Source organism: Brachybacterium sp. AOP24-D1-21 (genome assembly GCF_052378665.1).
GTDB lineage: Bacteria > Actinomycetota > Actinomycetes > Actinomycetales > Dermabacteraceae > Brachybacterium.
Genome location: NZ_JBQSXX010000002.1, coordinates 1,007,040 through 1,020,450 on the forward strand (window position 1 = coordinate 1,007,040; position 13,411 = coordinate 1,020,450).

The 13,411-nt window shown below is 70.0% G+C and carries 14 protein-coding genes; all 14 read right to left on the reverse strand.

The features are described from left to right. Positions 1-123: 123 nt before the first annotated feature. The 14 genes from ACT3UF_RS19335 to ACT3UF_RS19400 all read right to left on the reverse strand — a co-directional run bounded on the left by ACT3UF_RS19335 (position 124) and on the right by ACT3UF_RS19400 (position 13,133). Entirely contained in the window at positions 124-1,035 is a 912-nt protein-coding gene (locus tag ACT3UF_RS19335; RefSeq protein WP_441444029.1) for a carbohydrate ABC transporter permease, read from the reverse strand. Then, positions 1,032-1,994: a carbohydrate ABC transporter permease gene (locus ACT3UF_RS19340; RefSeq protein ID WP_444502131.1), complete on the reverse strand. Its 963-nt coding sequence runs from the start codon at positions 1,992-1,994 to the stop codon at positions 1,032-1,034. Before ACT3UF_RS19340 ends, ACT3UF_RS19335 begins: the two co-directional genes overlap by 4 nt. Next, positions 1,991-3,031 (reverse strand): extracellular solute-binding protein, encoded by a 1,041-nt coding sequence (locus ACT3UF_RS19345; RefSeq protein WP_444608462.1) that lies wholly within the window; start codon positions 3,029-3,031, stop codon positions 1,991-1,993. Before ACT3UF_RS19345 ends, ACT3UF_RS19340 begins: the two co-directional genes overlap by 4 nt. Further along, on the reverse strand, positions 2,991-3,386 hold the full coding sequence (locus tag ACT3UF_RS19350) for a hypothetical protein (protein ID WP_444608463.1): 396 nt from the start codon (positions 3,384-3,386) through the stop codon (positions 2,991-2,993). The genes ACT3UF_RS19345 and ACT3UF_RS19350 overlap by 41 nt, the downstream gene beginning before the upstream one ends. A gap of 103 nt (positions 3,387-3,489) precedes the next feature. Next, positions 3,490-4,107 (reverse strand): hypothetical protein, encoded by a 618-nt coding sequence (locus ACT3UF_RS19355; RefSeq protein WP_441444032.1) that lies wholly within the window; start codon positions 4,105-4,107, stop codon positions 3,490-3,492. After that, positions 4,104-4,520, reverse strand: coding sequence for an NUDIX domain-containing protein (locus tag ACT3UF_RS19360; protein WP_441444033.1), 417 nt, complete (start codon positions 4,518-4,520; stop codon positions 4,104-4,106). Before ACT3UF_RS19360 ends, ACT3UF_RS19355 begins: the two co-directional genes overlap by 4 nt. 88 nt (positions 4,521-4,608) lie before the next feature. Next, a complete protein-coding gene (locus tag ACT3UF_RS19365) occupies positions 4,609-4,899 on the reverse strand; it encodes a hypothetical protein (RefSeq protein WP_441444034.1) in 291 nt (96 codons plus the stop codon). A 70-nt stretch (positions 4,900-4,969) separates the two neighbouring features. Beyond that, positions 4,970-5,776 carry an NINE protein gene (locus tag ACT3UF_RS19370; RefSeq protein WP_441444035.1) on the reverse strand — a complete coding sequence of 269 codons (807 nt, stop codon included), beginning with the start codon at positions 5,774-5,776 and terminating at the stop codon, positions 4,970-4,972. A 55-nt stretch (positions 5,777-5,831) separates the two neighbouring features. Next, positions 5,832-8,078 (reverse strand): bifunctional cytidylate kinase/GTPase Der, encoded by a 2,247-nt coding sequence (gene der / locus ACT3UF_RS19375; RefSeq protein ID WP_441444036.1) that lies wholly within the window; start codon positions 8,076-8,078, stop codon positions 5,832-5,834. Positions 8,079-8,098: 20 nt separating this feature from the next. Beyond that, a complete protein-coding gene (locus ACT3UF_RS19380; RefSeq protein ID WP_441444037.1) occupies positions 8,099-9,205 on the reverse strand; it encodes a prephenate dehydrogenase in 1,107 nt (368 codons plus the stop codon). After that, positions 9,205-10,113 (reverse strand): pseudouridine synthase, encoded by a 909-nt coding sequence (locus ACT3UF_RS19385; protein ID WP_441444038.1) that lies wholly within the window; start codon positions 10,111-10,113, stop codon positions 9,205-9,207. The genes ACT3UF_RS19380 and ACT3UF_RS19385 overlap by 1 nt, the downstream gene beginning before the upstream one ends. After that, positions 10,113-10,985 carry a ParA family protein gene (locus ACT3UF_RS19390; RefSeq protein ID WP_441444039.1) on the reverse strand — a complete coding sequence of 291 codons (873 nt, stop codon included), beginning with the start codon at positions 10,983-10,985 and terminating at the stop codon, positions 10,113-10,115. Before ACT3UF_RS19390 ends, ACT3UF_RS19385 begins: the two co-directional genes overlap by 1 nt. A 178-nt stretch (positions 10,986-11,163) precedes the next feature. After that, positions 11,164-12,186, reverse strand: coding sequence for a site-specific tyrosine recombinase XerD (locus ACT3UF_RS19395; RefSeq protein ID WP_442332305.1), 1,023 nt, complete (start codon positions 12,184-12,186; stop codon positions 11,164-11,166). Continuing rightward, entirely contained in the window at positions 12,183-13,133 is a 951-nt protein-coding gene (locus ACT3UF_RS19400; RefSeq protein ID WP_441444041.1) for a heme o synthase, read from the reverse strand. Before ACT3UF_RS19400 ends, ACT3UF_RS19395 begins: the two co-directional genes overlap by 4 nt. Positions 13,134-13,411 lie beyond the last annotated feature (278 nt).

The following is a 13,411-nucleotide window of genomic DNA, read 5'->3' on the forward strand; positions in this document are numbered from 1 at the left end:
CTCCTTCGTCGGTGACGGCTGTGTGCTCACGCTAGTGCGCGACGGCAGGGACCGCACCGAACGACCGGTCGGGCGCGTCGTCTGTGGGTCCTGCTGCTGGTACGTCCGGTTCCGGCGGGATGCTCAGCCCTTGACCCCGCCCGCGGCGGCGAAGCCCTGGCCCAGGCTGCGACCGAGGAACAGGTACAACACCACCACCGGCAGCGAGTAGAAGATCGAGAACGCGGCCAGCTGGCCGTAGGCGACCTGGCCGTACTGCGAGGAGAAGGTGTACAGGGTGACCGCGGCGGGAAGGTTCTCGGGGCTCAGCAGCAGCATGAACGGCACGAAGAAGTTGCCCCACATCATCACGAAGGTGAAGATCGTGGCGACCGACAACCCGGAGCGCATCAGCGGCAGCACCACCGACCACAGCGCCCGATAGACGCCCGCGCCCTCGGTCCAGGCGGACTCCTCGATCTCGATCGGCACGCCGTCCATGAACCCCTTGGTCAGGAAGATGGCGTACGGCAGGGAGCTGGCACCGAGGAACAGGATCGCCCCGCCCATCGAGTCGATCAGGTTCACCTGCACGAACAGCGAGTAGACCGGGATCATGATCGCCGTGATCGGCAGCCCGGTCGAGAAGATGATCGTCAGCAGCAGGGGCCGCTTGGCGCGGAAGCGGAACCTCGACATCGGGTAGGCGCACAGCACCGCCGCGACCATCGTCACGATGGTCGCCCCGCCGCACAGCATCAGCGAGTTCGCCAGCGGGCGGAACGTGGTCTCCGTGTTCCAGATCGCCGCGAAGTTGCCCAGCGACCAGCTCTCCGGCCAGGAGACCGACAGGGTTGCCTCGGTGTTGAAGGAGGCCAGCACCACCCACAGCAGGGGCACCAGGAAGGCCGCTCCGATCACGATCATCACGACGGTGCTGGCGATCGTGCTGCTGCGCTCCCTCGACCCGGTGCCGGAGCGGCGGGGGCGTAAGCCGGTCCCGCTCCGTGAGGCGGGGGCAGACTCACGGGTGGCGGTGTCGTCGGTCGTGGTCATCGCTTATCCTCCTCGGGCAGCAGACGCAGGTACGCGAGTGAGGCCAGAGCCCCGATCAGCAGCAGCAGGAGGGCCACGGCGGTGCCGTAGCCGAGCTGCCCGTAGGAGAACGCCTGCTCGTACATGTACAGCGGCAGGGTCTGGCTCTGCCGGGCTGGGCCGCCGCCGGTCATGATGAATATCAGACCGAACACCGACAGGGTCTGCAGCGTGGTCAGCATCAGGTTGGTGGCGATCGCCGGTCGCATCAGCGGCAGCGTCACGGACCGGAAGCGGCGCACCGGGCCGGCGCCGTCCAGCGAGGCCGACTCGTAGACGTCGGCGGGGACAGCGCTCAGCGCCGCGGAGTACACCAGCATCGAGAAAGCGGTGCCGCGCCAGATGTTCGCGAAGGACACCGCGATGATCGGAGCGCTGAACAGCAGGTCCTGCGGCGGCAGACCGATGGCCGAGATGATCACGTTCAGGGAGCCGTCGGGCGCGAAGAAGGTGTAGAGCAGGTAGCCGGCCACGACCTCCGGGAGGATCCAGGCGGCGACCACGACTGCGGTCACCACGAAGGTGACGATCCGGTGGGATCTCTCCATGAGCAGCGCCAGCAGCATGCCGAGCACGTTCTGTCCGATGATCGCAGAGACCACCGTGAAGATCAGCGTCAGCACCACGGAGTTCCAGAAGTCGCCGTCGGTGAATGCATCGGTGAAGTTCTGGAGGCCGACGAAGCTGGTCTCCTCCGCGCCCTCCCCGCGGATCGCGCTGTCGGTGAAGGCGAGGTAGATCGAGTACACGATCGGCCCCAGCATGAAGCCGATCAGCAGCAGGAAGGCCGGGACCATGGGCACTGCACGGGCGGGGGTCAGGCGGTTGCCGAGCCGGCTCGACCTGCGGTGTGGGGGCGGGGTCGGGGACCCGTCGCTCGGCCTCGGGGTCCGCTCGGCGGCGCGGGCATCGGTGGTCATGCGGTGGCCTCCTGCACGTTGTCCTCGCCGACGATGTCGGTGACGGTGGCGTCGTACGCCGCGGCAGCGGCCTCGGGGGTGCTGCCCGTCATCACGGCCTCCATCGCCTCCTGGATGGCGGAGGAGACCTCCGGGTAGGCAGGCAGTGCGGGCCGGTAGTAGGCGGTCTCCAGCAGGTCGGTGAAGTACTCCACGGCCGGGGAGTAGCTGAGGTAGCGCTCGTCGGCGGCGACGTCCTCGCGCACGGTGATGTGGTTGTCGGCGATGGCGTAGTTGATCAGGGTCTCGGTGGACACGAGCTTCTCGAGGAAGCGGAAGGCGATGTCACGGTCGGTGACGTGCTGCGGGATCGACAGCCCCCAGCCGCCGGCCAGGGTCACGGTGCCTGCACCGCCGCCGTCCTGGGTGGGCATGTCCGCCAGGCCCACCACGTCGGGCCATTCGGGCCAGGGACGCGGAGCGGTCTCCGTCCAGTTCTGGGAGATCCAGGAGCCGTCGATGAGCATGCCGAGCTTCTTCTCGGGCAGCAGGCTGGTGTAGATCGACTCGGAGATGTTGGGGTCCAGGTGCTGGCCGAGCGGGAGTGTCAGCTCCTCCTCGAAGAGCGTCTTGAGGAAGGCGAGCGAGTCGATGAACCCCGACGAGCCGATGATCCACTTCTCGCTCTCCTTGTCGTAGAGCCAGCCCTCCTCGGCGGTGCCGTACAGCAGCATCTCGAAGCCCTGCATCGAGGCCTTCTCGCCCTGCGGGGTGCCGGCGAACATGAAGAAGGGCGTCGCCTCGCTCCCGGAGTCACGGATGGTGCGGGCGGCCTCGAGGATGTCCTCCCAGCTGCCCGGCTGCCAGTCCTCCGGGAGCCCGGCCTCGGCGAACACCTCCTTGTGGAACCAGATGGCCCGGGTATCGGTGGTGATCGGGACGCCGTAGATCCCGGCGTCCTCCCCGGTGACGGCCTCCTTCGAGGCCTCGGCGATGTCGTCCCAGTGCGCGAATGTCTCAACCAGGTCGGTGATCGGCTGCAGGTACCCCGCTCCCACGTCGGAGAGCAGGATAAAGGAGTCCTCGTACACCAGGTCGGGGCTGGTGCGGGGGGGAGCTCATGAGGAGCTCGTTCTTGGTGAAGTAGTCGTTCTCGGAGGCGACGATCGGGACCAGTTCGACCGTCAGCTCGGGATTTTCGGCGGAGAACTCCTCAGCGGCGGTAGTGATCCACTCCTGCTTGATGGTGCCGGAGCCGAACTGCTGGAAGGCGATGCGGAGGACTTGCGGGTCGCGACCGCCGCCGGTGCATCCGGCGAGGGCGGTCAGCGGGAGCAGCGCGGCCGCTCCCGCGGTGAAGCGCAAGAAGCTGCGACGGTCCGGCACGAGCCGGTGCGGGGGGTCGGGGGCCACGGATGCCTCCTCGTCGAGGGCTACGGACGTTCGACACTAGCCTGTGACGTACGTCTCGCAAAGACCCCGCTCGGCGCGCCGTCGTCCGGGCGGGACGAGCGGCTCAGGCGCGGGGCCGAGCCCGGCCGACGCCCTGAGCGTGTTCGGCGTCGGCGTAGCGCATCCCGGGTGGGACCTGGGCGAGCTCGAACCAGGAAGCGGCCCGCGGCAGCAGCCGCACGTCCTGCCAGGGGACCTCGAAGGCGGGATCACGCCACAGGGTCAACCCGATCTCCTCACGGCGCCCGGCGGCGATCAGCGTGAGCCGACGCAGGCGGGACAGCGGGTGGGGATCTGCCCGGGAGGCCGCGGGGATCGCCACCACGCCACCGAGGTCCAGCGGCCAGACCGTCTCTCCCCAGTGCAGGCTCGCCTGCTCCGGGGAACCGCTGATCACGGCAGGCGGCCGCAGATCCGCGGCTGTCACCGGGGTGGGGGCGAGCGGAGTGCCGCGTTCGAGCACCTCGTGCTGGACCCACGTGCCGGGCAGGAGGGCCGTCCCCCCGACCGAGACGTCCACCAGGATCGATTCGGCGAAGGGCTGCAACGGAACGCTGAGCTGGCCGCCTCGCGTCATGTCACGCCGGGGCACTGCGATGACCCTCACCACGGCAGTGTCGCCGGGTTGGTCGGTCAGCGAGATCCTCACCCGGGTGCCGGGCAGCGGGTCGAGGCGCCTCACCGGCGGAACCGCGCTTCGGGACGGTCCTCGAGCGCCCATCGGAGCTGCTCGGTGAAGCGTGCGTTCATCGGCGGTGCGGCATCCACGGGGAACCAGCGCGCCTCGGTGTTCTCACCATCAGCGGGGTACGGCCTGGAGTCACGGTCGGCCTCGCACAGGAAGCACAGGTCCAGGTACTGGGCCTGGTCGCCATTGCCATAGGTGATGGGTGGCAGGGTGCGAACGTCGAGCAGTCGCCGCGCGGTGGAGGGGATGCCCGCCTCCTCGGCGACCTCGCGCACCGCCGCGCGGGCCGGCTCCTCGCCGGGGTCGATGATCCCGGTGACAGGGGTCCAGGCGCCGTCATCCGCGCGCCGCACGGCGAGCAGCGAGGTCCGTTCCCGATCGAGCACCAGGGCGGTGACGCCGGGCATCCACAGCAGCTCGTGCCCGACCCGCTCGCGCAGGGACAGGACGAAGTCCGGGGTCGCGATGGCAGCTCCTCCCAGGAAACTGGCGGCGTCAGCCGCCCATCAGGATCGGCAGCGTGGCCACGCCCATGATGAGCACCATGAACACCACGTACACGATGAAGAACAGGATGATCAGCACCAGCATCACCCAGAACAGGATCCACCCGACCTTGTTCATCTTCTGAGCGGAGTACGGATCACTGTCCATCTGCACCAGGGCGATGATCCCGAAGATCGCCGGAATCGTGCCTCCGCAGAGGAAGCCGACGATGATCAGGATGATCGCGCTGGACTGGATCTTGCTGCGGTCCGGCAACGGGCCCTGGGGGTGGTAACTCATAGCTCGCGGATCCTTGTCGCTCAGGCGTGGGGACGGGCGGGCCGTCCTTCAGCAGGTTCGGTCCAGCAGCTCAGTCCTTCAGCGGGCGACCGTGGGCGTCACGCTCGAAGGTCGGGGACTTCGCGAGCACCATGATGCCCTCGATGAGCCCCCACCAGGCGCCGATGCCGCAGGTGAAGACGGTGACCGCGATCTGGATGATGCCGATCGTGGTGTACCCCAGCAGGAAGCGGTGGACCCCGAATCCGCCGAGGAAGATGCCGAGCAGGCCCACCACCAGGCGGCTCTGAGGCTCACCCTGGGGTGCTGCGCCACCGGCGGCGGGAGCCTGGCCGGCGCTGGGCTGGCCGTAGCCGGCGCCGCCCTGCGCGTAGGGATCGGAGGCGGAGGGGCCGGAGCCCGCCGCCGGCGACCAGTTCTGCTGCGGCTGCCCGTACGGATCGGAGGCGGAGCCGGCAGACGGCTGGGCGTACGGGTCCTGCCCGGCAGCGGGCTGCTGGCCGAACGGGTCCTGCCCCGCAGCAGGCTGCTGGGCGTACGGATCCTGCCCGGCGGCAGGCTGCTGGGCGTACGGGTCCTGCCCGGCGGCAGGCTGCTGGCCATAGGGATCCGAGGCGGAGGGGACCGGCTGGCCGTAGGGGTCCTGCTGTCCGTACTGCTGCGCGCCCGGCGTCTGCTGACCGAAGGAATCCTGCTGGGCTGCAGGCTCCGCAGGCGGCTGCGCCCACGGATCCTGCTGCGGCTGCGCGTAGGGGTCCTGCGGCTGCTGCGCGTAGGGATCCTGCTGCGGCTGGCCATAGGGATCCTGGCCACCCTGCTGCGCATCGAAGTCGTTCCCCTGGGTGTTCCAGGAGCCGTTGTCACCGGGATTGCTCATGGCGGACACGATACGTGGTGCAGCCGTGGTGATGCACCTCGGCTGGACCCGGCTGTCAGCGGCGGCGCTTCTCGCGGATCCGCACGCCGATCACGATCGGTGAGCCCGTGAACTCGAAGTCCTCGCGCAGACGGCGCTCGATGAAGCGGCGATAGCCGTGCTCGAGGAAGCCGCTGGCGAAGATGACGAAGCGCGGCGGCCTGGTTCGTGCCTGCGTCGCGAACAGGATGCGGGACTGCTTGCCGCTGCGCACCGGGTGGGGATGCGCGGCCACCAGCTGGCCCAGGAAGGCGTTGAGCCGGCCGGTGGCGATGCGCCGGTCCCAGGACTCCAGCGCAGCTTCGAGCGCGGGCACCAGGCGGTCGGCGTGGCGGCCCGTCTCGGCGGAGATGTTCACCCGAGGAGCCCAGGAGACGTGTGCGAGATCACGCTCGATCTCCCGCTCCAGCGTCTTGTGACGCTCCTCGTCCAACAGGTCCCACTTGTTGAAGGCGAGCACCAGGGCGCGCCCGGACTCCAGGACCATGTCGATGATCTTCAAGTCCTGAGCAGAGATCGGTTCGGAGGCCTCCAGCAGCACCACCGCGACCTCGGCCCGGTCCAGGGCGGAGCGGGTGCGCAGCGAGGCGTAGTAGTCGGCGCCCTGGGACTGGAGCACCCGGCGCCGAATACCGGCGGTGTCCACGAAGGTCCACTCCTTGCCACCGAGCGTGATCTTCTCGTCCACCGGGTCCCGAGTGGTGCCGGCGACATCGTCGACCACGACGCGCTGCTCCTTGGCGAGCCGGTTCAGCAGCGAGGACTTGCCGACGTTCGGACGACCCACCAGGGCCACCCGGCGGGGACCGCGGTCGGCGGGCGTCCCACGGCCTTCCTCGGGCATCGCGGCGAGCACGGCGTCCAGCAGGTCGCCGGATCCGCGCCCGTGCAGGGCGGAGACCGCATGCGGCTCCCCCAGGCCCAGGTTCCACAGCCCGGCGGCCTCGATCTCGCCGCGCTGGTCATCGACCTTGTTGGCCACCAGCACCAGCGGCACCTTGGCCTTGCGGAGCACCTTGAGCAGCTGCTCATCGGTGGTGGTCACACCGACATTCGCATCGACGATGAACATCACGACGTCGGCGAGGGAGACGGCCACCTCGGCCTGCTCGGCGACCCTGTAGGCGATGCCCTGGACCCGGTCCTCCCAGCCGCCGGTGTCGACCAGCCAGAAGTCCTTGCCCGCCCACTCAGCCTCATAGAAGACCCTGTCGCGGGTCACCCCGGGGCGGTCCTCGACGATCGCCTCGCGGCGGCCGAGGATGCGGTTGACCAGGGTGGACTTGCCCACGTTGGGACGGCCCACCACCGCCACCACCGGAAGGTTCCGCTGGATCTCGGGCATCAGTTCCTCGGACTCGTCCCCCGTCAGCAGGGCCAGGTCCTCGTCATCGAGCTCGTAGTCGGACAGGCCGGCGCGCAGCGCGTTCTCGATGTCCGCATCGGTGGGACCGTCGGCCGACGCGCCCTCCGAGGTGGTCGTCCGACGCCGGACGGGCTCGGGCTTGCCGTGCTCGGCCTCCTCCTGCGCGGTCTCGGCCGCGGCGACGAGCATCAGCACCCGCTCGACGACGTCTGCGATGTCGAGGCCCGTGGTGTCGAGGGTCTCGACCCCCTCGGCGGCGGTGAGGAACTCCGAGACGGTGGAGTCGTCCCGGTCCCGGCGCAGCACCTGATCGGCCATCCGGGCGCGGGTGTCCTCGTTGTCCTCGAGGTCGAGCTCGGCGGCGCGGCGGCGCATCCGCTCTTCGTCGGAGGCGATCAGCAGCACGCGCACCTGGGCGTCGGGGGCGACCACGGTGGTGATGTCGCGGCCTTCGGCGACGCAGAAGCCGCGCTCGTCGGCGGTGGCGTAGAGCAGCTCGCGCTGACGCTGCTGCAGGATCGCGCGCACCAGGGTGTTGGTGGCGACGTCGCTGACGCGCTGGGAGATCCGCTCGCTGCGGATCTCGGCGGTGATGTCGGTGCCTCGCACCACGACGGTCGCGCCCTCGGGATCAGTGCCGAGCTCGAGCTCGAGCTCCTCGGCGGCCTGGGCGACAGCCTCACGATCGGTGAGGTCGATGTCGCGGTCCAGGCAGTCCCAGGCCACGGCGCGGTACATCGCGCCGGTGTCGAGGATGCCGCCCTCGAGCGCATCGGCGACATAGCGGGAGACCGTGGACTTGCCGGAGCCGGCCGGTCCGTCGATCGCGATGGCGATGCCGCGGGCGGGGCCGGTGTTCGCGAGGGAGGAAGGGTCGTGCGGCGCGCTGGTGTGCATCCGGCAAGGATACGGGGCGTTCAGGACTCCGCGACGGTCCAACCGCGTGCGGAGAGCTCTCGGGTGAGCAGCTCCTCACGGGAGGCGTCCACGGAGAGGTGTCCGAGGCCCACCTGGCGCCCGTAGTTGTGCTCGAGGTGGAAGTCCTCGAGGTTGACCCCGATCTCCCCCATCTCGGTGAACAGCCGACCGAGCTCGCCGGGACGGTCCGGCACCAGCACCGTCACGGTCGAGAAGGAGTCGGAGGCTCCGCCGTGCTTGCCGGGGATGCGCCGCACCCCGCGATTCCCGTCGGCGATGAGCTCTGCGAGGGCGCGGCGGGAGCCGACGGCGGGGTCCGGGTCCCCGGTCATCGTGGCGAGGGCGGCCAGGATCTCGTCCAGCCGGCCGCGCACCCCGTCGAGCACCTCGCTGACCGCCTCAGCGTTGGCGCCGAGGATCTCGACCCACAGCCTCGGGTCGGAGTCGGCGATGCGAGTGGAGTCGCGCAGACCCTGCCCGGACAGTCCCAGGGCCGTCTCCCCCGGTTCCAGCAGCGTGGTCGCCAGCAGGCTCGAGAGCACCTGCGGCACATGCGAGACGTGAGCCACTGCGGTGTCGTGCTCGTCGGCGCCCATCACCACCGGCACCGAGCCGATTGCGGTGGCGATGCCCTGGAGGAGGCTGATCGCTTCGGGGCGGGTGCTCGGGTGGGGCACGACCACGAAGGGTCGCCCGCGGAACAGATCGCCACGGGCCGAGATCACGCCGGAGACTTCACGTCCGGCCATCGGATGGGCCCCGATGTATCGGGTGAGCTCCTCGGGCTCGACCGCCTGGGTGATGCCCTCGAGGACGATCCCCTTGACGCTGGCCACATCGGTGACCAGTGCCTGCGGCCAGGTGCGCAGGGCCTGGACGACCAGCTGGGCGGTCGCGTCGGGTGGGGCTGCGATGACCACGAGCCGCGGGTCGGGCCCGGCGGGGTCGGCGACATGCCCCACCCCCAGCTCGACCGCGAGCGCCGTGGTGCCCGGGGAGACGTCCTCGACCTGCACGCTGGCTCCCGCGGCGCCGAGCGCCATGCCCAGCGAGCCGCCGATCAGCCCGGTGCCGATGATCCGGACCGGAGAGGGCACCAGCGACATCACAGCCCGACCTCGGCCATCAGGGTGCCGAGTTCACGGCCCGTCAGCTCCCGGGTGCTGCCCGAGTCGAGATCGCCGAGCAGCACCGGGCCGATCCGGGTGCGGACCAGCGCGGTCAGCTCGAATCCCAGCGCGGCGAACATGCGCCGCACGATGCGGTTGCGCCCCTCATGCAGGGTCACCTCGACCACCGCTTCATGACCGTCCTGGGCGAGCACCCGGGCCCGGTCGGCACGGGCCGGACCGTCCTCGAGCTCGATTCCCTCGCGCAGGGACTTCACCAGGCCCCGGGGAGCGCCGCCCGGTGCCTCGAAGCGGCACACGTAGGTCTTCTCGACCTCGAAGCTGGGGTGGGTCAGGCGGTGGGCGAGCTCGCCGTCATTGGTCAGCAGCAGCAGGCCCTCGGTCTCGTAATCGAGCCGGCCCACGTGATAGAGCCGCTGGGAGTGGCCGGCGGTGAACTCGGCGAGGTTGCGCCGGCCTTCCGGATCGCTCATCGCGGAGACCACGTGGCGCGGCTTGTTCAGCACCAGCGTCAGCTTCGTCTGGTCCAGCTGGAGCCGGCGACCGTCGACATGCACCACCTGGGTGGTGGGATCGATCCGCACTCCCTGTTCCTGGACGATGACCCCGTCGATCCGCACGCGACCGGTGGAGATCAGGGTCTCGCAGGCCCGGCGGGAGCCGAAACCGGCTCGGGCCAGGACCTTCTGCAGCCTCTCGCCCTCTTCGCGATGGGGCTCGGGGGCGAGGCCGTCCGGATCCTTGGCCGGCGCCACCGGGGTGCCCGCCTCGTCGCGCAGCCGCACCCGCTTGGGCGGCGTGAAGGCGCTGCGACGTCGCTGAGGCTGGCTGCTGGAGCGGCCCGAGGAACCGGGGCGCTGCCCGCCGCGCCGATCGGCGGCCATCAGGCCGCCGAACCGCGGGAGATGAGCTCCCTGGCGAGCTGGCGGTACGCGTCAGCGCCCTTGGTGGAGGAGGCGAAGGAGATGATCGGCTCGGCCGCCACCGAGGCGTCGGGGAACTTCACGGTGCGGTTGATCGTGGTGTGGAAGACCTTGTCCGGGAAGGCGCCGACCACCCGCTGGCACACCTCGCGTGAATGAAGGGTGCGGGGGTCGAACATGGTGATCAGGATGCCGTCGAGCTCGAGCCGGGGGTTGATCCGGTCCTGCACCTTCTCGATCGTCTCCACCAGCAGGGCCACGCCGCGCAGGGCGAAGTACTCCGCCTCGAGCGGGATGATCACGCCATGGCTCGCCGCCAGTGCGTTCACGGTCAGCAGGCCCAGCGACGGCTGGCAGTCGATGATGATGACGTCGTACTCATCCGCCACCGGGCGCAGCACGCGTGCCAGGGCCATCTCGCGGGCCACCTCGTTGACCAGGGTGACCTCGGCGGCGGAGAGGTCGATGTTGGCCGGGAGCACGTCGAGGTTCTCAGTCGAGGTCTCCTGGATCACGTCGTGCACGTCATGGCCACGCTCCATCAGCAGGTTGTACACGGTCACGTCGAGGTCGTAGGGGTTCACCCCGGTACCGGCGCTGAGCGCACCCTGCGGGTCCAGGTCCACCAGGAGCACCTTGCGCCCGAGCTCGGCCAGGGCCGCCCCGAGGTTGATCACGCTGGTGGTCTTCCCCACCCCACCCTTCTGATTCACCATCGAGATGATGCGTGCCGGCCCATGGGAGTCGAGCGGGGCCGGCTCCGGGAGCTCCGGCATCGGTCGGCCGGTCGGGCCGAGATCGATGTCCAGCTGCTGGGAGGAGGTCGGGCTCACGTCGGTGTCCTGTCGTCGGCGTCGTGGTCTGGTGGTGCGGAACGATCCGTGACCGTTCGGAACTGATCCGAGCGTGGTCCGGGGAACGACGGCTGCACCATGCCGTCCGCGTCCCGCACAGGTCGTCCCCGAGGGATCGGGCCCGGCAGGGACGTCGCGCCGGACAAGTCTAAGCCCCTCACTGAGCCCGGGGGTGGGCGGAGGCGTGGGTCTCGCGCAGGGTGTCGACGGTGACCTGCGTGTACAGCTGCGTGGTGGTGACGGAGGCATGTCCCAGCAGCTCCTGCACGCTGCGCACATCTGCGCCGCCGTGCAGCAGGTGGGTGGCATACGAATGGCGCAGGGTGTGAGGGCTGATCGGCTCCGCCAGATCCATCAGCTCGGCCTCCTCCGCCGCGCGCCGCACCACCTGCCAGGCGGCCTGCCGGGTGAGCCGGGTCCCACGGGAGCCCAGGAACACCGCCGGGGAGCCGCTCCCCCGCGCCGCGAGCGTGGGACGGCCGCGGGTCAGGTACGCCTCGAGCGCCGCCAGCGCGAAACGGCCCACCGGGAGCACCCGGTGCTTGTCGCCCTTGCCGCGCAGCACCGCGGCCCGTTCCTGGGGATCGATGTCGTCCACATCCAGTCCGGTCGCCTCTGAGATCCGGGCGCCCAGCCCGTAGAGCACCTCGAGCAGCGCGCGATCGCGCAGCGCCCGCTCGGTGGCGTCCCGCCCGGTGCCGGGGCGGCCGGCGGCATCGATGAGCGTTTCGACCTGGTCGATGCTGAGCGGGTGCGGAAGCCGTTTGGGCAGCGTCGGAGACGGGACCAGGCGCGAGGGATCGCCGGTGGTGGAGACGCGTTCGGCGTCGAGGAACGAGTGCAGCCCTCTGACCGCGGCCAGGGAACGGGCGGCGGAGGCGGCGGAGAGCGGGCTTCCGCCGTCGGCACCGGTGCGCACGGACTGCAGCCAGGCCCCCAGCTGCTGCGGATCCGCGGCCGTGGGATCCACGTCCCGCCGGGCCAGGTCGGCCAGATAGCGGGTGAGGTCGCGGCGGTAGGCGTCCAGGGTGTTCGAGGAGAGCCCGCGCTCGATGCGCAGGTGGCTCAGATACTGCTCGAGGGTCCGACGGTCAGCGGGACGCAGGATCTGCTCGCCGGCGGGTTCCGGCTCGCCAGCGGGTTCCGGCTCCCCGTCGGGTCCCGGACCGCCGCTGGTCACAGGGTGACGAAGGGATCGATCGCGAGGGCGACGAAGAGCACGGTGAGATAGGTGATCGAGCCGTGGAAGACGGTCATCGGGCTCAGGGCCTTGCCGGTGAGACCACGGCGCACGCGCAGTGCGTAGCGGATCACGAGGTAGCCGAACCACAGCCCGGAGGCGACCGCGGCGACGCCGTACACCCAGCCGGTCGATCCCAGCGGGATGATCGCAAGGCTCGAGGCGATCATCAGAGCGGTGTGCATGATCATCTGACGGGCCACGGTCGTCTTCGAGGCGACCACCGGGAGCATCGGCACGCCGGCATTGGCGTAGTCCGCGGCGAACTTCTCCGCCAGCGGCCAGTAGTGCGGCGGGGTCCAGAAGAAGATCACCAGGAACAGCAGCACTGCGGTCCAGGACACCGTGCCGGTCACGGCGGCCCAGCCGATCAGCACCGGCATGCACCCGGCGATCCCGCCCCAGACGATGTTCTGGCTGGTGCGGCGCTTGAGGATCATCGTGTAGAAGACGACGTAGAGCAGGATCGCACCGACCGCGAGCGCGGCCGAGGCCCAGTTCACGAGCAGGCCCAGCCAGAGCGCGGAGACGATCGAGATCGTGATGCCGAAGATCAGGGCGGCGCGCGGCGAGACTGCGCCGGACGGGATCGGTCGGTTGCGGGTGCGCTTCATCTTCGCGTCGATGTCGCGCTCGAGGTACATGTTCAGAGCGTTGGCCCCGCCCGCAGCGAGGTACCCGCCGATCATGGTGTTCAGGATCAGCCACGGCGAGGGGAACCCGCCTGCGGCGAGGAACATCGTGGGGATCGTGGTGATCAGCAGCAGCTCGATGATGCGCGGCTTGGTCAGCGCCACATAGCTGCGGATCACGGAGCGCGCGGACTGCGGGGCCCGTCCACCTCCCCGGCGTGCATGCTGGACCGAAGCTCCCTGGGTGGCGGTCACCGCCCACCGTCCTTCCTCTGAGCGCGGCAAGGCAGCCGCGTGAACCCCCACAGTCTAGGCGGTGGCCCCTCCGGGCGGCACCAGTGCCAGAGGTGAGAACCCGCACCGTGTCGCCCACCCCGCCATGCACCCCGGGCGGCAGGCGCGACCGCGACCGCGGAGGATCGTGTGCGAAGCCGCTGGGACACGCTCGGCAACAGGCTGGACGGACGAGCGTCATGGACCCCGCCCGACTAAGCTGGACGCTGTCGCCTCGCACAGGGAACCCGCACGTCGCA